General features: G+C 36.9%; 21 protein-coding genes and 1 pseudogene. 9 read left to right on the forward strand and 13 right to left on the reverse strand.

Annotated features, from left to right (window positions below; genetic code table 11):
• Positions 1 to 187 precede the first annotated feature (187 nt).
• Positions 188 to 937: a winged helix DNA-binding protein gene (locus ABLT31_RS33315; protein ID WP_367759848.1), complete on the reverse strand. Its 750-nt coding sequence runs from the start codon at positions 935 to 937 to the stop codon at positions 188 to 190.
• A 1,139-nt stretch (positions 938 to 2,076) separates the two neighbouring features.
• Between ABLT31_RS33315 and ABLT31_RS33320 the strand changes: the two genes are divergently transcribed.
• The 3 genes from ABLT31_RS33320 (at position 2,077) to ABLT31_RS33330 (ending at position 3,053) form a co-directional block, all read left to right on the forward strand.
• Positions 2,077 to 2,244, forward strand: coding sequence for a hypothetical protein (locus ABLT31_RS33320; protein ID WP_367759850.1), 168 nt, complete (start codon positions 2,077 to 2,079; stop codon positions 2,242 to 2,244).
• A 14-nt stretch (positions 2,245 to 2,258) separates the two neighbouring features.
• On the forward strand, positions 2,259 to 2,528 hold the full coding sequence (locus ABLT31_RS33325; RefSeq protein ID WP_367759932.1) for a JAB domain-containing protein: 270 nt from the start codon (positions 2,259 to 2,261) through the stop codon (positions 2,526 to 2,528).
• Positions 2,529 to 2,654: 126 nt separating this feature from the next.
• On the forward strand, positions 2,655 to 3,053 hold the full coding sequence (locus ABLT31_RS33330; RefSeq protein WP_367759852.1) for a hypothetical protein: 399 nt from the start codon (positions 2,655 to 2,657) through the stop codon (positions 3,051 to 3,053).
• A 272-nt stretch (positions 3,054 to 3,325) separates the two neighbouring features.
• Here ABLT31_RS33330 and ABLT31_RS33335 read toward each other — a convergent pair whose 3' ends face one another.
• Both ABLT31_RS33335 and ABLT31_RS33340 read right to left on the reverse strand, forming a co-directional pair.
• On the reverse strand, positions 3,326 to 3,496 hold the full coding sequence (locus ABLT31_RS33335; protein ID WP_367759854.1) for a hypothetical protein: 171 nt from the start codon (positions 3,494 to 3,496) through the stop codon (positions 3,326 to 3,328).
• Positions 3,497 to 4,052: 556 nt separating this feature from the next.
• Positions 4,053 to 4,223: a hypothetical protein gene (locus ABLT31_RS33340; RefSeq protein ID WP_367759693.1), complete on the reverse strand. Its 171-nt coding sequence runs from the start codon at positions 4,221 to 4,223 to the stop codon at positions 4,053 to 4,055.
• Positions 4,224 to 4,581: 358 nt separating this feature from the next.
• On the opposite strand from ABLT31_RS33340, the gene ABLT31_RS33345 reads away from it, so the two are divergent.
• Entirely contained in the window at positions 4,582 to 4,869 is a 288-nt protein-coding gene (locus ABLT31_RS33345) for an HU family DNA-binding protein (protein WP_367759856.1), read from the forward strand.
• Between the two features lie 78 nt (positions 4,870 to 4,947).
• Here the strand turns inward: ABLT31_RS33345 and ABLT31_RS33350 are convergent, their stop codons facing one another.
• The 4 genes from ABLT31_RS33350 to ABLT31_RS33365 all read right to left on the reverse strand — a co-directional run bounded on the left by ABLT31_RS33350 (position 4,948) and on the right by ABLT31_RS33365 (position 7,067).
• The gene (locus ABLT31_RS33350; RefSeq protein WP_367759696.1) at positions 4,948 to 5,160 is read right to left on the reverse strand and encodes a small, acid-soluble spore protein, alpha/beta type; all 213 of its coding nucleotides are present in this window, start codon (positions 5,158 to 5,160) and stop codon (positions 4,948 to 4,950) included.
• Between the two features lie 784 nt (positions 5,161 to 5,944).
• Positions 5,945 to 6,130 (reverse strand): hypothetical protein, encoded by a 186-nt coding sequence (locus tag ABLT31_RS33355; protein WP_367759858.1) that lies wholly within the window; start codon positions 6,128 to 6,130, stop codon positions 5,945 to 5,947.
• A gap of 33 nt (positions 6,131 to 6,163) precedes the next feature.
• On the reverse strand, positions 6,164 to 6,316 hold the full coding sequence (locus ABLT31_RS33360) for a hypothetical protein (protein WP_367759860.1): 153 nt from the start codon (positions 6,314 to 6,316) through the stop codon (positions 6,164 to 6,166).
• Positions 6,317 to 6,632: 316 nt separating this feature from the next.
• Positions 6,633 to 7,067, reverse strand: a complete 435-nt coding sequence (locus ABLT31_RS33365; RefSeq protein ID WP_367759862.1) for a helix-turn-helix transcriptional regulator — start codon at positions 7,065 to 7,067, stop codon at positions 6,633 to 6,635.
• 296 nt (positions 7,068 to 7,363) lie between these two features.
• Here ABLT31_RS33365 and ABLT31_RS33370 point away from each other — a divergent pair, with 296 nt between their 5' ends.
• On the forward strand, positions 7,364 to 8,005 hold the full coding sequence (locus tag ABLT31_RS33370; protein ID WP_367759863.1) for a hypothetical protein: 642 nt from the start codon (positions 7,364 to 7,366) through the stop codon (positions 8,003 to 8,005).
• Positions 8,006 to 8,455: 450 nt separating this feature from the next.
• Here the strand turns inward: ABLT31_RS33370 and ABLT31_RS33375 are convergent, their stop codons facing one another.
• Complete coding sequence (locus ABLT31_RS33375) at positions 8,456 to 8,659, reverse strand: hypothetical protein (protein WP_367759865.1); 204 nt, start codon at positions 8,657 to 8,659, stop codon at positions 8,456 to 8,458.
• A 239-nt stretch (positions 8,660 to 8,898) separates the two neighbouring features.
• Here ABLT31_RS33375 and ABLT31_RS33380 point away from each other — a divergent pair, with 239 nt between their 5' ends.
• Positions 8,899 to 9,525: a hypothetical protein gene (locus ABLT31_RS33380; protein WP_367759867.1), complete on the forward strand. Its 627-nt coding sequence runs from the start codon at positions 8,899 to 8,901 to the stop codon at positions 9,523 to 9,525.
• Positions 9,526 to 10,355: 830 nt separating this feature from the next.
• On the opposite strand, the pseudogene ABLT31_RS33385 reads toward ABLT31_RS33380, so the two are convergent.
• From ABLT31_RS33385 to ABLT31_RS33405, 5 genes and pseudogenes are all read right to left on the reverse strand, one after another.
• Positions 10,356 to 10,601, reverse strand: a pseudogene (locus ABLT31_RS33385) (FtsK/SpoIIIE domain-containing protein); the annotation flags it as partial.
• Positions 10,602 to 11,388: 787 nt separating this feature from the next.
• Complete coding sequence (locus ABLT31_RS33390) at positions 11,389 to 12,477, reverse strand: hypothetical protein (RefSeq protein WP_367759869.1); 1,089 nt, start codon at positions 12,475 to 12,477, stop codon at positions 11,389 to 11,391.
• Positions 12,478 to 12,994: 517 nt separating this feature from the next.
• On the reverse strand, positions 12,995 to 14,161 hold the full coding sequence (locus ABLT31_RS33395) for a hypothetical protein (protein ID WP_367759871.1): 1,167 nt from the start codon (positions 14,159 to 14,161) through the stop codon (positions 12,995 to 12,997).
• A gap of 737 nt (positions 14,162 to 14,898) precedes the next feature.
• Positions 14,899 to 15,477, reverse strand: coding sequence for an RsfA family transcriptional regulator (locus ABLT31_RS33400; RefSeq protein WP_367759873.1), 579 nt, complete (start codon positions 15,475 to 15,477; stop codon positions 14,899 to 14,901).
• A 665-nt stretch (positions 15,478 to 16,142) separates the two neighbouring features.
• A complete protein-coding gene (locus ABLT31_RS33405; protein WP_367759875.1) occupies positions 16,143 to 16,415 on the reverse strand; it encodes a hypothetical protein in 273 nt (90 codons plus the stop codon).
• 876 nt (positions 16,416 to 17,291) lie between these two features.
• Between ABLT31_RS33405 and ABLT31_RS33410 the strand changes: the two genes are divergently transcribed.
• From ABLT31_RS33410 to ABLT31_RS33420, 3 genes are all read left to right on the forward strand, one after another.
• Entirely contained in the window at positions 17,292 to 17,468 is a 177-nt protein-coding gene (locus tag ABLT31_RS33410; RefSeq protein ID WP_367759877.1) for a S26 family signal peptidase, read from the forward strand.
• Positions 17,459 to 17,617 carry a signal peptidase I gene (gene lepB, locus ABLT31_RS33415; RefSeq protein WP_367759934.1) on the forward strand — a complete coding sequence of 53 codons (159 nt, stop codon included), beginning with the start codon at positions 17,459 to 17,461 and terminating at the stop codon, positions 17,615 to 17,617. Before ABLT31_RS33410 ends, lepB begins: the two co-directional genes overlap by 10 nt.
• A gap of 450 nt (positions 17,618 to 18,067) precedes the next feature.
• Positions 18,068 to 18,400, forward strand: a complete 333-nt coding sequence (locus ABLT31_RS33420; protein ID WP_367759879.1) for a hypothetical protein — start codon at positions 18,068 to 18,070, stop codon at positions 18,398 to 18,400.
• Positions 18,401 to 18,405 lie beyond the last annotated feature (5 nt).

Genomic DNA, 18,405 nt, shown 5'->3' on the forward strand with positions numbered 1-18,405 from the left:
GAGTAAAGCGTTGATGAAGATACTTCCTGATTTGTTCTTCCATTTCCATCCTCCTTTTGCCCTTTTACAGTCATTATAGCACATGTTTATCCCTATCATTTCCAATTCATGACTTTTGAGATCCCTATAGGTTGTTGATGGGGGACCTTTTGTACATCCGATCTAGATGAGACGTTCATTATATTTCTTATACAACCAGTAACTTCAGTACGGAGCGAAGAAACACCTGTACCTTTCGAACGGAGGCAAGGACATCTTCCTCCACCATCGAATAGACTTCTTTTCCTTTGGGGAGAAGTCGGTATACTCGATGGGACCTTCGCTCTCCTTCCCATTTCCCTTCTATCCAAATTTTCTTTTCCATATCCCAAAGCACTTCAAAATAATAGGTTTTAGCCGGTTGCCAACCATACTTTTCGAGAGATTCGTTTAATATCGTAGATGGAATTAATCGAGGGGAGCGGTGAAGTTCTTTTAAAATCATCCACTCCACTAACCGACGGACATGAACCAAACGACTAAAAAATTTCTGATGTTCACTATTCGAATGGATCACGGAAGGTTTACTACCCGTCCGAGTGATTTCAAAAACAAAAAGATCGGCCCAAACCTTCACCATCGTAAAGGATTCTATGTAGCTTTGGCGATACCACTCTCGTTTCTGTCTGCCGGCTGGAGTGATCGTTAATAAAGTTTGACGATGATCCGTAGAAGATACTTTTTGTATGAGTCCTTGCTCCCTCAAAGAGGCTAGCGTTGCATAGAAATGAGACTGACTGACTCGCTTTCCTAATAACTCTTGCTCCATTTTAAGAAAGAGTTCCGATCCACTCTCTATTCGTTGATCGAGTGCTTGTAGCACATACAACATAAACAACTCCTTGTGGCTAAGGCCTATTTTTTTTGCCGTTAGCATCTCTTCATGGTCTAGGCTCATAGGCTACTCTCCCCGTCCATATGATTTATTCTATTATACACCAATTTAAGAACAGTACGCTAACGGAATATTGAATTATAAAAGCAAAAAATATTCTCCTCCCCCTTTCAATTATATCCCCTTAATATATACCCTCCTAAACAACTTATCCTACTTGTAATAGGACAGAGATGTTAAAAAATTATCAATAAAAGTGGTTAATTTCAATACATTCGATAGATATTCCGTTAGAGTACTGTTTTATAAAAGAAGGATTAACAAAGTTTGTCCATCATTCTTCACGCTTCTCGTTCAAATACATGGTTTCAACCCATCAATTGGATTTTGAAATACAGATCATTAAAGTTGAAATTCCTTTACACCACTCTACTATTATTACAGGACTCAACCCCTTTTACCTAGTTAACGAAAGGAAAAGATCATCCCAGATGTAAGCAAAACACTAGGGAGTTATGGGTGAAAATATTCTGTACTTCTTTTATGGTATCCGACTTATAAAGCAACATGGGCTATAAGGGCTTGTTTAACACGTCATCCCTCCATAATCACCATACCACTTCCACGGGTTCCGCCAAGATGAAATGGATGGAAGGATTCGTCTATCAAGCCTTCGATCTATTTTCTACTACATTTACTGTCATACATTCATCTTTCATCCCCCACTCCTTGGGCCTAGTTTAAAACTATAAGCGGAGATGATCGGCTAACACAAGCTAACAGGAATAGCCCGAACTGCTGCAAAGGCAGTTCCAGAACATCCCCTTACCCTTACGTGCCTGCTAACTATAGGAGTCGGGATCATAAACACTATAAACCAATTAATCCAAAAGAGTTTTCCATATGACATGACAACTGAAGATGGTCAATGAAAAATAGAAATACAACGGAGAAGAACCGGCTGCACCGGTTCTTTTTTTGTCCTCGCTTAGTTGAGGCCGCGCCTTTGACAAGCGTACCATCCCCGAATGTCTGCTTTGCAAAGAGTCCTTTCAAGAAGCTAGGCTTGCAAAGCTATTCGGGGCACGGGTCTTCTCCCCACGCGGAAAGGCTTTGCGCGGCGAGCCTCGACCCTTGGTTCGTTTGCCTCAGGCGGCCCCGCAAGGGACGCTCGGACAAATTCCTATAAGGAGAGGATTAAGATGGAACAAAAAAGAAGTCGGATTACGGTTTACTCGGTGCAGTTGGTAAAGGAACGAAATATGATGGTGTATGGAGAAAAATCAATCCGGAGCCCACAAGATGCGGTAAAGGTCATGCGGGAATTCATCGGGACATCAGACAGAGAAGTGTTGCTACCATTTTCCTGAATACAAAAAACAAAATCACGGGGGTAGAAAAAGTGTCGGTCGGTTCGTTAAACTCAGCGATTGTGGACCCTCGGGAAGTATTTAAGGCGGCGATCCTACATAATGCGGCATCCATTATCGTTGGACATAATCATCCCTCCGGAGACCCGACTCCCAGCCGTGAAGATCTATCCGTCACGAACCGACTAGTGGAAGCCGGGAAAATCCTAGGGATTGAGGTATTAGACCACCTCATCCTCGGTGAAGAAAGATTTCAATCTCTCAAAGAGTCAGGAATGATGTAACCTTCCTGATTTCTCCCCCTCGGATGGCCCCTGAGGGGGATTTTTCTATATTGTAATATAATTACCACTTCATTACAATATAATTAAATTAATTATATTGTAATGAAAATGAAAGGGAGTGCCCACATGCGGTTATCTGAACAATACCAAGAATGGTTACGTCAACCGGAAGGTTTTGATGATCGGGAGCTAGCCCATGAATTTGACATCATATTTCAAATCACAAAAGACCAATTACAGCTTCATGTGGAGTCCAAAACGGAATATCTAGTGAAGGAGGAAAAAACCTTGAGTATTGCGGAACAAACCGCCTATATCAAAGCATTATTCGATGATCTCTACGAACATTTTATCCCGTGGCAGCCCATACAAACTGAGGAATATCTGAAAAAGGCGGAAGAGATGCGGATGTTTTTAGAAGATAGACCTATCCTTTTGGATACCCCTTATTTTCAACAAAACATCGGTCGTCAGCGGTTAAAAATCATCCAATATTGGATCGAAAACGTGGGAGGAAAAGAATAACCACGTTTTTCGTCAAGGGGAAAAGCGGTACCGGACCGCTGGTCTTTTTTTTCGGCGGGAGGATAAGAAGCGACCCTTGACGAATGGTGACCCAATAAGCTAAATATCCCCCCGAACACCGTTCGAGGGCTGGCTAGCGCCGAGCGTCATAAGGATTCCAAAGGGTATCCCTTTGGTTCTTTTTCATGGTTGTCTTTTGTCCTTCAAAAGTACATAACCAAGTATTCACTCGTTCCATCTTCTTTTTATAGGGTCATATCCCCTCACCTAATCTATTGAGCCTTCGGATAAACCCGCCGCTTGCAGCTAACACAGACATAAGCACGTTCCATCGTCTCCGGGTCTACGATTAACCATCGCCCTCTCATTTCCGTTTTACACTGGCATAAGTCAACGGCAGCCAACTGCTCCTTAATCTTACTGACTTCCCACCATTTCTCCATACAACCACCTCTAAACAAGAATATATGTTCTTATATTATCACAACTAACCGCTCAAGTTATTATTTTGTTCATTCCTATGTAACATTCTGGTCATATTATCCTTCTATAATGAAATTACGTAACTCCCTCCTGTATCAACATATTGCCCCGCCAATCTTTTGGCGGGCCCATTTTTATCGACATATACAAACCAGATAATCATTTTATATAGCTAAATAATTTTTTTAGAGATAAAAAATGTGCCTGCCATTCCTGGCAGGCAACAATGATTCACTTCAAGTTCATGCGTAGGGAATTTCATTATAATCCAATACATGCATGATGAGTAGATGAAACAGTTAGACAAATTACAAATATTGACATGTCTAAAAAAATAGTCATTTTTCATATCGCAGTCAATCGACTCAATCGGATTCGCTTAAAAAAGGGGAAGAAATAGAGAAGAATTAAACTTGAATTGTGATAAGGGTTATATGCGATTGAAGAGTTTATCCAATTGTAAATAAAGGATACCTTTAGCTTTTTTAGCTATGGGTATCCCTTATTATCACTTATCTATACGTCAATTTTATCTAATGCATGTTCCCATGACGGAAAGTAAAACAATGCACTTCGCATTAATACAGGATCAGATTGCTTTACTTTCTTTTTACTTAGTGATTCCCCTTTTGCCTTTAACTGCCTCAACTTAGCCAAAACATCTTCCATCTTCATGTCAGCTTGCATCGAACTTCACTCCTTATCGGTTGTAGTTGATGTCTGTTCATTAGATGTCATGTCTTGCGTACAAGTGTAATATAAAAAATGGACACAAGCAAATAAACTAAGCTGTGGTGACATGTCTAAAAACTAGTGATTTGTCCATCATGGTCATACATAGACTAGCAGGATACAAATCAAATCGGTACTGAAATTACGCTACGGGTGGATCCTCATACCCCTTTTGGTGTTGTGAATCATAGGGATCCTCTATCTTGGATCCAGTAAGGACCAGGGGGTATTTTGTACAAGTATAACTTGCTTTCAAACACTAGTTTTCATTATATTGATAATAATAACTATATTTTTATAGGGAGGTCTACAGATGAACAAAACCGAATTAGTAGCCTACGTAGCAGAAACCGCAGAAATCACCAAGAAAGATGCCACAAAAGCGGTGGATGCAATATTCGAGGCCATTGAAAACAGCTTGAAAAAGGGAGAAAAGGTACAGTTAATCGGATTTGGAAACTTTGAAGTTCGTGAACGTGCCGCTCGTAAAGGTCGCAACCCACAGACCGGTCAAGAGATTGAGATCGCAGCCTCCAAAATTCCCGCCTTCACGGCCGGTAAGAGTTTAAAGAGTTCCGTCAACGGAGAAGAAACCGCCTAATCACATACGAAAGCCTTGAGAATTTGCTTTTTCTCAAGGCTTTTGTATGTGATAGGGTACTAGAACTTTCAGGATAATTTATTGAATTCTTCCACTTAGGGATTGCTCTGCAAACTGAACCAACCGCTTCGTAATTTCTCCACCAACAGAACCATTCGCACGGGATGTCTGGTCAGCACCAAGTTGAATGCCGAATTCCTGCGCTATCTCCCACTTCATTTGGTCAATCGCACTAGCCGCTTGAGGAACTAGTTTCCGATTCGAATTACGACTCTCTTGTTGTCCTGGCATGTTAAATCCCTCCAATAAAGTTATGAAAATCCTTGTGGAAGTTATCATTCCACCTATGTGGTATGTTATTCATATAAACCTATAACAATAAATTTGATTTGTTTGTTTGAATTTTATGAATCTTGCCTGTCCTGTTAATAAGACCACTAGCGGGAGAGAAATGAAATGGGCACTTCAAGACTGAAGGTTATATTGGCTGAAAAGGACATAACAGTTAAGGAATTGGCTGCGGCCAGTGGTGTTCCCTATCGAACTGAGCCTTCGGATAGACCAGTCGCTTAGCTAACACAGACATAAGTACGCTCCATCATGTCTGAGTCTACAATTAACCAGCGCCCTTTCATCCGTTTTACACAGGCAGAGGTCAATCGTAGCTAACTACGTGATCAATCTGTCCTTGTATTAATCGTTGTGGAAGAAGTTCTTTTATCAATTCCACATTCATTAATGACCTCTTACTCATAGTCCATTGTTAAGAGGAATTTGTATGACGATTTTTTCTTTTGCTGTATGATACAAAATTTTGTTTCCTGAAATTCAAACTAACTTTCTTGTTGCATCTCTAGGAAAATCAATGGTTTTAATTACGGCTACTTCAGCAATCTTCCTCTATATGATAAGTTAACGCCTGAAGAACAGCATATTGACCAGAATAATTTGCGCACTTCGAACCATAACATACAAAAACACCTCTTTATATTCCTTTTAACACAAAGTATCATCTATGTTTTAGCAATTCTTATTGTTGGGGAGACCCTAATTTTAAGTTATAAATGCCTCCTATTTAATCCCATGTTAGTCCGCTTAATCCTCTTCTCATTTCTTCTAATTGTATTGGGCTAAGAGAAAAGTAACTCTCGCCCTCTCTGCAATCTTCTATATAAGCTAAAACTGCAAATAATACAAATCTAGAATTTCCCCCATTACGCGTGATGATATCAATGACTTTATTCCATGATGTGATATTCACTTTTTCACTCTCCCCTCGTGCGAATTCATACATCTAACGACGATTCACTTTCACCTTGATCCTACTCCTAGAGTTATCGATTTTTTCTTTTCCCTCTCGGTCGCGAGAGATTGCTACAACACAAATAATTGAAAATACCAAGCCACCAATTATCCCTATATGATTACCTATAACATTAACATCCATGGTTTAATCCCTCCATTTTGGTAACCATACTCGAACCAAATCAGTGCTCTCTCCTATTAACTCTTAAATACTGATTTTTTCCGTTAGCTCATTTCCATTTATTTTAATCTTCATTAGTCACCATCTCCTTCACCATTTAAGAAGTGTGTTTTTCTCTATTCCTCTTCGGAATAAATTCATACCTTTTGGTCAAAAATAAAGCTAAGAATTATTATGTAGTACACTCTATGTTGGCTAGAAGTTGTCCTATTCCGATTTTCGATAGCTTTTGCTCTCGGATTTCCGATACCCTAAACCAAAAGAAAACCTCCATCAATCAAGAGGTTTCACGATACAAAATATCATCTAAATTGGGACAATTAAGGGAAAAGTAAATACGGAGAAAAACATCTAAGGAAGGTTGACTCTTATTATTAAGGATATCGGACATATTACCGGTACTTATCCCAATTTCACGAGCAAATCGAGCACCTGACTTCCCAATTTTTTTCAAATGTGATTTAAGTTTGTTTTTTAGTGGAAGTTGCTTATCACCTAAGTAACTTAAAGATGGAACCTCATGATGGTGGATAAGATCAGATCGTACAAACTTAGGGATAAAGTAGACGAGTGCTGAACGAATCACATCCTCAGGCTGCAAATAATCTTTTGGGTTATCTAACTTTTGATTCGCATAATGCACAACTTTAAGTAAGTCATCTGCTAACTGATATGGCAGTGTGATCGAAAATGTCATGTCTTGTTTATTCATCCCTACACCCCTTTCAAAGGAGGTTTTGTTATGACAAGAGAGGAAGCAAAAGAGCTACTGGATCTTGCAAAGAAAGGAAAATAAAAAAGGCTTCTCTATTTTGGTGAAGCTTTTTTTATTTTGCAATCTATTTTATGAGTCAAAGAATATAGTTATGTATGAGGATTAAAAATTCGCTTTCTCCCAATATATCGAATGCATGTTCCTCAATCCCCCATCATAGGCTTTAATAAAATATCCTATGGACACGTGGAATGTGTCCATAGGATAAGGTCTAATTTTTGGGATGTGATTGAGTGAGAAGAGAGGGACAAAAAAGAAAAATTCGATCGGATAAAAAGAGAGATGTAAAGCCAACCGTTTCCATAGAACTTTATGAATGTATGAATCGATTGTCATATATTACGGTTCGACCAGTTAAAGATATCGCAGAGGATATTTGTCGGGTTGGAACACAATCGCAAGAAGTTATTACTGGCTTATCCTATTTCTTTAGAAGAGATTTTTATTTCACAAATAATTTTGGAGACTCCATCTGCTTTCGTGGAAGTTTAGATCGTGCTCCTATAAAAATTGATCGTGGTACAGGAGCCAAGGGTAGACTTTCTCTGCGCTTCCCCCCACACCTATTCGAAACGGTAAAAGAGCTCTCTTATGCCTTAGATCTGACCGTATCCTCTGCAACCACACTCTTGATCGAATCCGTTCTACAAGAGACTGACTTTGTCTCCGTTTACTTAGAGGAGTACATCAAAGAAGAATTAGATCCTCATCGACTACACCAATTAGAAGAAGTCGTAGCTTACATTAATCAATTCAACCCGGAAAAAGACACTACCGTCGCTAAGATCCTTCACTTGATTTGGGAAAATATGAAGGATCGTACGCAATCGATGAAAAAAGCTGTAGACGAATGGTTAAAAGAAAATACGGATTGATTATTTCTTTTTTACATTTAACGGACTCTTATTCCAAGATTTGTTTGCGTCCTTTGCGATTTTAGCAGCTTGTTCTTTAGTCATTTTAATGGCCATACTGATACACCTCGTCCTGGATTTTATATTCAGTATGGTCAGAAAACCTGTTTGATAAACCATGAAGTCTGGCTTTTTGATAAGGATAATAGAAAAAGCACCTTTTTCAAGGTGCTTACAGACTTAGATTTAGTAAACTACTAACCAGTTCATCATATATATAATCCGGATAAGTGATAAATGAGGGGATAAGTAAAATTTAAAATTTTCCATTATTTAGTAATACCCATAATGGTTTTTATTTAACCGAAAACGTGTATTATAATGGATTGTTTTATTATTTAATTCTCAATTTCGATCCAAAGATGGAACTTGGTCCCAATAACATCAATAAACATCAATTATTGACTCATTTCAGTAACCCTCTAAATAAGACGCCAATTCGTTGATCATCGTTGGAATACACAAAGCCATTTGCTGACCATCTGGAAATTCCACAATATATAAATAATCGATTCCTCTTATTTCTTTTTCAACAGTTCGCGAATGAAAAACTTCATGAAATTTAGACTCAACAACGCTTCCTATTTCCTCTAACGGATTCCCCTGTTTAAGCATGAAATTTCCTCCCTTCTATGAGATATCTATATTAACCATATGATCCAATAAGATTGTCCCATTCCACAGTCATGCAACTTGGACAACACCATCTGCATAGATTATAAAGACATGACACCACATTATTCAGGTATTAAAGGTCATTCGAGCTCGTGTCTGGGTTGTCTTATTCATTAGAACCCCCTATATTATCTAAACCATTCGATATGTTTCCAAAAGAAACACGAAAGGAGAATTACATGAGATATAGAGATCAAGCTATTCTATCCGATCTTCAAAGGTTTCGGGTGATGAGCCGTGATGATATTGTTGAAATTCACTTCCATGATGTAAAAGAAAAAATTAAAGGGTGTAACACCGTTCTTAAGCGATTGAGAGAAAAAAACTTGATACAAGCGAATACCAAACATCGCCCTTACCTTTACTTCCCCAATCCATCAACCGTAAAAATTAACAGTCAAAAACTAAATCACTTTCTAGCTATTTTAAAATTTTATCGTGAACTCCGTGAATTTAGTTTACCTAGTAAATTTGAGGTCGAGGCAAAGTTTGGACCTACCTATATGGAGCCGGATATATTTATGATCTGGGAAGGAAATCCTTACTTTGTAGAAATTCAACGATCTTACTATTCGCCCCAAAAAATGAGGGAAAAATTAAATCGATATATTAGATACTATCAAAGTAACGAATGGCAAAACTCTTCCTGGCAACATAACCCCCACTGTCCGGTATTCCCTACTTTATGGATGATTACGGATATTAAATACCCTCTTCAATTTCTTCCCTTTCGGATTGTTCAATCTGTGAATGTGGTCAATGGAGTTCACAACCTTAACATACAAACTAATACAAATACAACTTAGTTTTAGCTTTTTTTATATTCTATATGATATTCCCGTTACGGAAAATACAGCATTAAATCTAAGACGTATGTAAACCCACTTTTCATCTTACGTTGAAAGACGCCGATGACTTCATTTAAACCCATGATATGAATAAACCTAACATTAATTTGACTCATATAAATAAACGTAAGGTTTAGGAGATATTGAATAAAAAATTTTGTTTAATGGTCACAAATCATCACCTCCTCCCAGTCCAAATCGTAAAATTGAATCGATTTCACCCACAAAATTCTATTACTGGTTAGATACAAAGTAAAACGAACGAGCTGCTGAGATAGCTCGTTCGTTTTTATTCCAACTAAGTCATATTATCCAATGTTTTTATATTTGCAAATCCGCCATACGATCCGTAGAAAATAGGTTATTGCTTGGATTTATTCAAGCTCTGTTACTGTTTTATAGAGAGCTTTAAAATGAAAGTAAGAAAATCAGGTGTTTAATCCAAGAAAGTCGGTTCCTGTGGGATAAACCGACTCTTTTGAATTTTATCTACATTAGCAAACACGATTAATTAAATCTCTGTTATTTTGCTATAAATCCAGGTTAATTCGTATAAAAAACCATCCACTATTTTCTAAATAAATTCCATATACACCCTAATACTCTAACGTAGCTATCGTAGACATACAAAGGAAACAATTAAATTATTTTATCGTAGCTGTTATCTTTGGTTAAGTTTATTTATTTTTTCAACCCGTAGTCAGCAAATCGTTAATACCGCCAATCCATCTCCATCGACAAGTGCTTTAACAATTGAACAGCCTTTTTCGGTTCGGTTTCCAAAGTCTCTACATGAAGGGTGTTTTTAAAAGAGAGAACTCTACCCGTTTCGGATCAATCAGCACAAAACGGAGCTCTTTTGGAGATTTAATCATCATGAGCAACAGGATTAAACTGTTTAAGAAAACGGACTTCTCTGACCCGGTAGTACCCGCTACCAGGATATGCTTGATTCTTTCCAGTGAATCGAGGAGCAGCTCCCCTACTTCCGTTTTTCCTAGCACCAAAGGCAACGGATGGTTGCCGTTTCGGGTTGATCGCCCCTCCCCAACTCTGCTTCTAGGTTCTTTTGCTCCCTATTCCAGATCTCCTAATTCGATCTAACCAGGGGCTTCCCTTCATAAAATTACGTTTCGTTTGCCATTACTAACTCGGATGATTGCTTCCCCCGCAGGCCTATTTTCGAAAATACTTGGACAAGCTGTTGGACCACTACAAGGATCGTTTTATAAAAGCAAGTAGGTCAATAATGGGGAAATACCTCTACCCTAGTTAACAGTAATCTTCCCCCGGATACACCAATAATCTAGAAGGACTGCATAAAACTAAATTTGGGATTGTTAATCACTTACTTCTAGAGATAATAATGAAAAAAATTAAATGGTTATAAAATAAAAGTGGTAACTTAATACTTTTAGTAATCATAAAAATAACTATTTGGTTATAATCATTTATTAAATATTCTTTTTTAAATACCATTAGCGTTTTAATATTGTCCTCACTAACATTGATATATCAAGGGCTTGAGGATATAGATGAAAAAAATCCACGGACGATAACTTAGAAATAACAGACGATATTATAAAATTCACAGCTTCTTATATGGTATCAACATTCTTATACTTAATACTCACATAGATTGAATCTATAATCCACAGAATAGATGCCAATTTTACGGTTGAGTTTGATTCATGACTTCTATATAAGGTTGATCAACTTTATAAAAAAAAGCAAAGAATCGGGCTTTTTACACCGGTTCTTCGCTTTTTTTTGAAAATGAAATGATTTTTTCATAAAAGGGCATGACAACCAGCGGCCATCCTATGGAATCGCCGCTCCCGCTGTAGTTTCTAACCAATTGAATGGTTGGAAACTACGTAATATTGCTTTTTCTGCTTCTTTTTGCTTTTGTTGTTCTTTTCTTTTATATTGGCGCATAAGTAAGGTCTCGATTATATCACGAATTTCACACATTTTTTTGGTAAATTGACGAGTCCATTGAGAAGATTCTTGTAACCCCATATTCTTTATAGCAGATATTGATTTTTTGACATATGCCATTCTCATTTGCAGCGTTGGTAGGATTTTCACTTCTAAATCAGCTAAAATACCACGTAAAAATGGACAGACCTCCCCCTTTTGTTCCTTTTCATATATAGAAAAAGTTAAAAGGAGCTTATCCATGGCACGAGTAAATAACTCTAAGCCGACTGAGCCAAGCTTGGTAGTATATTCATCTTTTATTTTCATGAGGTTGATTTTGGTGTCATAGGAAAGAATATCATGACAATAGCTTTCGATGAGACGATCCTCAAGCCATTTCTCTTCTCCTTTATTTTTCAAAGGCTCTCTTTCCAATTCTGGTCGGATACCTGTTACCCTGAACCATTCTTCCCCTTTAAGCTTAAAACTTTCGATTTGTAAAAAGGATTGGGCTTCCTCCAACACTTCAAGAACCGGTGCTTTAGAGTACAGGTTCAATACACCCTTTTGTTCTCTAGGGCTATGGTAAAGGGTAGAAATTGGGCGAGATAGAATGCGTCCATTATAGACTCCATACCATAGGGTATAAAGTACAAAACGTTGAGTTTGCACACTGGTCTTCTTAAATTCGTTCGATTCTATAAAGGGATAATGTTTGACGTAACCCATTTTATACTGATCGGAGGGTACATAAAGATTTAAATAAATCCGATCACCTTCAACACGAATAATCTCGTCCCGGACTCCTTGCTTCATAAACTTGTAAACCGATTGCAGATCACAGTCCATTTCAACGGCGATTTCCTTTGGAGTAAGTGGAATTAATCCATCCCAACAAACAAAACGGGAAAGTACAAAATGAAATTGCATTCTCAATGGGCTATAATGTTTTGTTTTCGTTGGATCGCATAGTTTACGATGGATCATTCCTCTTACCTCCTTATATTTGTCATTTTGTTAACGGCACCAATCGCCTTTATCCGACATCATAACATTGATATGAAAAAAGTGGCAATCGGAGCACAGAGGATAAAGTAAGATAGGAGTACAGAGGATAATCGGAGTACAGAGGATAATCGGAGTATAGAGGATAATGAAAAATAGGAGGACAGAGGATAATCGGAGTACAGAGGATAAAGGTTGATCGGAGCGCAGAGGATAATCGGAGTACAGAGGATAAAGGTTGATTGGAGCGCAGAGGATAATCGGAGTACAGAGGATAAAGGTTGATCGGAGGACAGAGGATAATCGGAGAACAGGGGATAATCGGAGTACAGAGGATAATCAATAATCGGAGTACAGAGGATAATTAAAACCTAAAAAAAATTTTTTTAAATGGTAAATTGCAATAACATTGGTGCTGAATCGGAGTACAGAGGATAAATAGAAATCGGAGTGCAGAGGATAAACAATTAAGGAGATGTTAAGAAAAATAAAATAAGGGTCATTGCTGACCCAAAAATGTGATGTTTGATCTCTCTTCAATGATAATGGGTTGATTTTTAAGCCAGTCGGAAGGCACAAAAGTAAATTCTTTATAAAATCTACCCGCTTTTATGACATCATAGTCTTTAATTACATCAAAATCTTTCAATTCGGCAAATGCTTCTTTTATCATATTCACAGCTTTAGTCCGAGTAGAAGCGACAATACCTAGGTGCTCGATGAGAGGATCAATGAGTATGTTTCTTTCATGTTCGCTTAGTTCATTCACGATATAAAGGTATAAATTCTTTGAAGTTGGTGTGGCTAGATCATTGAATAAACCCATATTAATTAATACATAGTTCCCTGCTAGTAAACTATCGTGTAAATAGTTGTTAAATTCAATATGTGCTTCCGCAGTACCACTAGTGTATATGATATCTGCGTTCTGAATAGGATGGTGAATTCGAGTTCTTGTTTTTTTTCCACTCGTTGCATCTAGATACTCCTCCATAATAATGGATGTTCTAGCAAGATTGTCCAAACTTTTGGATAAAAGATTATATTCGCCGCCAGCCAAGTCACTTTCAATTACTTTTAATAATTCTTTAAATTGAAAGTGAAATGCTCGTTCCTTTCCTTTCATCTCCCATAGTTTTAGGAGGCCTATAAACACTTTTGAATCATAGGTAGTCAGATAATAACCATTTTCATTTCGATAGTATAGCTTTCTAAAGCCATTCCGTACCTCTTCAATGATCCCTTTATCTGTTCGTATCCTTTGTAATGTAGTTTCATTTGGGGTTGAAGATCGAAAAAGCCCATGTCGAAACACGTTTTTTTCAACTGGATGTGTAAATTGCTTTTGATATAGCTGTTTTGTTTCTATGGTTTTAGATATTACTTTTTGTTGCATGTCTAGGTTCTCTTGATAGGAAACTAATTCTTCATTTTTTCCGTTAGAGTCAATGTATTCTCTCATTAGATTAATTAACTGATCATTAATTTTTTCCTTCACCTTGGTCAGTTCACGCATATTACAATTTTTCAATTTCTTGACTACGTCGTCAAGTTCTTTATCCAGTTCTGCTTCGATAACATAGATATCAAAAAGAGATAATTCTCTCTTTTTATCAATTAACTTTGGGACCGCTTTATCAAGGATGTTCTCAATTTTTTTACTCATTTTTAACACCCCCTTCGTCTTCTATCATTTTATTATGAAAACCAGTGATCGTCTATGTAATAATGGGTAATACTCAGTAAAAACTAAGAAATTGAGAGATTGTTTAGTTGCAGAACTGTAGTAAGTAATGGATTATTAAATGAATAAAATAGAAAAGTTGATTTTTGGAAACAACAGATACACTAAGTTATCCCATAGATGCTTTCGATCATGATACAGACTAATTACTGAAGCCTTGATTCGTGGAACGAGAGAAGGCTTTACTGAAAATATTTATAAACACAATCCTTATACGAAGAAATCTGAATGACCCCAATTAGTGTTATGAATCTTTTAAGGTAGGAGACGGGCTAAGAAAGATCTGATATTAGCTTACATCATGGCGGGAAAAATACAGTTATCCAGTTTATCAAGTGGAAGGCTCGGCATTATAAAGCAAACACGAGAAAAAAGCCTTCACCAATTAGAAGACCTTTTCCACTTTAGGAGGGTTTTATATGGTAAAACCTTTTTAGGACCATCATTGGAAGGTTATAGCATTACAACATTAAACTCAAATACCTACATTTAGAAAGGTACATGTTTCTGTATTGTATTAACGTGATTAAATTGCCTCATCGTCTCAAATCTTCTTTTTTGACATTTTCCACTCCACTTGTTAAATAAACTTATTGATTGAACAATAATCCTTGTCTATATCCGGTGGAAAATTTAATGTTTTTAGTCTAGTGATTGAATTAGGTAGGCAAGATCGACATCTGACGTGCGCGATCTAGAATTTGAATTAATGTTTGATAATCCTCTACTAATTCACTTGGTGGTTGAGTTACCTTATTATCGAGCTCTTTTCGAAGATGTCGGATTTCATCTTGGAGTTCCCGGATGATTTGATCTTTTAAGATTAATTCCTTTTCCAGCCTACGATATTCTTCTACCTTTTGCCCGAGGAATTTCATGATATCCTCAAAGCTCATATTTCCCCCATAAAAAGCCTGCAAATTGCTATCGCTGGAAGAAGGATTTGCTTTCACCTGTACTTGATGGACTTCGCTATTTTCTAACCCCTTTCTCTTGATACTCTTGTTCTTCTTTCGTTCTTCTTTTGCATTTTTTATCTCTTGGTCATATTGTTTTCGAATGGTACTGTTCCAACGGAAACCACAAGCTGCAGATGTTCGATTTAAGAGTTCTGCTACTTCTTTAAAAGCTAGCAGTTGTGTACTTCCTTCACGAATATGGTTGTATACGGTATTGGCCAGAAGTTGATCATCTTCAAACGACCACGAATCTTGGCGTGACTTCTTTTCTGCCTGCATAGGAATACCCTCCATTAATCTATGTTAGACCAGTAGTTTGTCTATCAGTTTAGACTGTATTATTAAACTTTATACATAGATTACTTAAATTATGCATCTTGGAATCTGAGTGCAGATGATAATCAATAAGGAGGGAATAAAAAATAAAACTAACTAAAACATTGTATACGTAATTGTTCTTCAATGATCATATTTTCAGCAAATCTGACTAGTACAAAAGTGCATTTTTGTAAAATACTGCTATTTCTAATATATAGTACTCTAACATCAAAGTGTGTTTCCAAACTTATCCAAGACCTGATTATCTATATTCATTTTTTTGGTACGTAGAAACTTGAATATCCCGTTACCCAATGATGGTACGAATAGTATATTTCAACCGTTTCCGGTGATTTCGTTAAATGCCGCAATAATAATAGTATAATTATTAATTGAGCTAGGAGTTGTTGCATTACTGAATTAAGCCCATATTCAATAATGCAAATTGCTAGTAGACTATCATAACCAGTTTTTAAATAGGGATATGAATTCGTTTTTCCTTTTATTCAGTCGTTGCAGTTAGATATTCTATCCTACTTTTAGCTAAAACATTGAATGACATTGTCCAACTACCGTTCGTTTGTTTGGTCAATATCATTCAATGTTAAGAATTAATGAATAATTAGTTAATAACGAACTTCTCCATTTTTCGTTATTACAACTAATCGGTGCTCTTTAGGAACATTGTATTTATCTTGCAAAAACGTAATGAAACTTGGATTACGTAACATGATTTCAATAATCTCTGTAGCAAGGGCTGTTTTAGACTTACTAACCGTCATCGATAACCGATGAAGAAGTATATTTGATTCCAGAGTAATATTTGTTTTTACACAAATCTTCTTATGAGGCTTTACCTTACTTGCTTCGTTACCTATCATCACTTTAATTTCATCCATCAAATCACCTCAAATTTAAAAGTTGGGATATCTCAGGGCAAGTTGCTCAAGTGATTACACTTGCCCTACTTGCCCTACTTGCGCAACTTGCTCAAGTGATTACACTTGCCCTACTTGCCCTACTTGCCCTACTTGCCCTACTTGCGCAACTTGCCGACTTGCCCTAAACATATGCCCTAAGTGATTTAATGATGACAAAAAATAATTCTATCCAATTAATATCTTTGCGTGTATTAAATACACATCAGCTGCGTAAAGTATCCATGCCCCTCACCGGTTAATTAAATCGAATCCCCTCTTTTTAATGCACTTCTGTAAAGCGAATACCATCATGGATGTATCTTCATCATGCTTTCAATTAAAATGGCTTGCTCTCATAATCCACCATTTTAACAACACAGAAGAGGAAATCTTTTCTAAAATATAGTATCTTTGTTTTTCAACACATAATTATTTAGCGAAATTAAGCAACTTTATGCAACCACTTGGGTTTTGAACCTCACATGACTGAAGTCACGTGATTCCTGCGCTGAACACCATACTGGGTGAATGTAAGCAGGCTATCCCTATGGCTCCCACGGTTGGTCTTCTAATCAGGGTCTTGGAACTGAACAATATCATCTTCCCAAAAACAGATTTAACAAATATCGTAAGAACCTAGAGGCTTATATTCCAGTCTGTTATTGGGATACATATTACATTTTGACGGGAATTCTACCATATTCGTTCGAATTCCCCTTCGGTTACTACCGAATTCCCCTTCGGTTACTACCGAATTCCTCATAGTAAACTTCATTTCTTGGGAATTCTCTCCTCTACCATGGGATGAACCTATGAATGAGTAGAATGTAAGAATGAAATCATCCTAAGCAATTGGTGGACCCAAACAACTTTCATGCTAAAAAGGATCAAGTTTTTATTAAACGTATTATTGCTACAGAGGGTCAAACCATACAAGTGAAGAATGACCAATTGTATGTTAATGTGGAGTTAATCCCTGAGCTCTACTTAGCTGAGCTCAAAGGACAAGCCCAGCGTGGAGGATTTTTTTAACAGGAGATTTTGGTCTCGTAACAGTACCGAAAGGTCATTTATTTGTAATGGAAGATAACCGTCATCATAGCATGGATTCTAGAATGATCGGTACTATATCTAAAGAACAAATTATCGGACGTGTGGATGCGGGTTTTTGGCCTTTTTAACAGGCTAGATTACCTAACCCATTAGATAAAACCTGACCCTTTTCTAGCCATATAGGATAAAAAAGGTTTTTTGTTTAAATCAAATTAATTTTATTTATGTACCATACATAAAATTGGTATAAAATGATCGGGTATGAACTTTAGGAATATGTAGTTTTATTTGTGGTACACAATTGTGGTACATAATATCCTTATATTAATTGAAAATTATAGGTTTGATTGTGGTACACAATTGTGGTACACAAATGGTTGTAATTTTACTCAAGTCAATTAAAATTAATTGAGAGAAAGATGGATAGAAAATAAGAATATATTCTGCCATTTCGAATAAATACCAAAAGATATACATATTATTATCCTAATAGAAATTGCCAAATTTATGATATTCTACTATAATGGACCATAATGGTACACAATTGTGGTACATAAATGGGCGTAAGGAGGATGACAATGGAGGAGTCTTCCAATCGGATTGTAGATTTGGATGAAATATTATTTCATCCTGAACATCTTTTGTTTTTTCGAAAAAAGATGGATGATTTCACAGTAGAAGTATTTAAGAAGGTAGTTCGTGCAAACAAATCTGGTCATGGACTGATTAAAACTAGATTAGAAAATTATCATAGTCAACGAAAACACTATGATCGAGCTTTTACTATTCTGGAGGCGCAAGGCTTTATCGATAAGAAAGAAGATGGAACTTGTACCCCATATTCTGTAACCAATCGCGGAAGACAATTATTAAAGATGCTTGTAACTGAAGAGCAACAAAAACAAAATTAAAGGAG

It is taken from the genome of Ammoniphilus soli, from assembly GCF_040813775.1.

Bases quoted from the DNA above. Each gene is read 5' to 3' on its own strand.
- ABLT31_RS33360 (WP_367759860.1), bottom strand. From the start codon at position 6,316: ATGGATGTTAATGTTATAGGTAATCATATAGGGATAATTGGTGGCTTG.
- ABLT31_RS33420 (WP_367759879.1), top strand. From the start codon at position 18,068: ATGGAGGAGTCTTCCAATCGGATTGTAGATTTGGATGAAATATTATTT.
- ABLT31_RS33330 (WP_367759852.1), top strand. From the start codon at position 2,655: ATGCGGTTATCTGAACAATACCAAGAATGGTTACGTCAACCGGAAGGT.
- ABLT31_RS33365 (WP_367759862.1), bottom strand. From the start codon at position 7,067: ATGAATAAACAAGACATGACATTTTCGATCACACTGCCATATCAGTTA.
- ABLT31_RS33390 (WP_367759869.1), bottom strand. From the start codon at position 12,477: ATGATCCATCGTAAACTATGCGATCCAACGAAAACAAAACATTATAGC.
- ABLT31_RS33350 (WP_367759696.1), bottom strand. From the start codon at position 5,160: ATGCCAGGACAACAAGAGAGTCGTAATTCGAATCGGAAACTAGTTCCT.
- ABLT31_RS33335 (WP_367759854.1), bottom strand. From the start codon at position 3,496: ATGGAGAAATGGTGGGAAGTCAGTAAGATTAAGGAGCAGTTGGCTGCC.
- ABLT31_RS33320 (WP_367759850.1), top strand. From the start codon at position 2,077: ATGGAACAAAAAAGAAGTCGGATTACGGTTTACTCGGTGCAGTTGGTA.
- ABLT31_RS33345 (WP_367759856.1), top strand. From the start codon at position 4,582: ATGAACAAAACCGAATTAGTAGCCTACGTAGCAGAAACCGCAGAAATC.
- ABLT31_RS33340 (WP_367759693.1), bottom strand. From the start codon at position 4,223: ATGCAAGCTGACATGAAGATGGAAGATGTTTTGGCTAAGTTGAGGCAG.
- ABLT31_RS33400 (WP_367759873.1), bottom strand. From the start codon at position 15,477: ATGCAGGCAGAAAAGAAGTCACGCCAAGATTCGTGGTCGTTTGAAGAT.
- ABLT31_RS33380 (WP_367759867.1), top strand. From the start codon at position 8,899: ATGAGATATAGAGATCAAGCTATTCTATCCGATCTTCAAAGGTTTCGG.
- ABLT31_RS33315 (WP_367759848.1), bottom strand. From the start codon at position 937: ATGAGCCTAGACCATGAAGAGATGCTAACGGCAAAAAAAATAGGCCTT.
- ABLT31_RS33375 (WP_367759865.1), bottom strand. From the start codon at position 8,659: ATGCTTAAACAGGGGAATCCGTTAGAGGAAATAGGAAGCGTTGTTGAG.
- ABLT31_RS33405 (WP_367759875.1), bottom strand. From the start codon at position 16,415: ATGGATGAAATTAAAGTGATGATAGGTAACGAAGCAAGTAAGGTAAAG.
- ABLT31_RS33395 (WP_367759871.1), bottom strand. From the start codon at position 14,161: ATGAGTAAAAAAATTGAGAACATCCTTGATAAAGCGGTCCCAAAGTTA.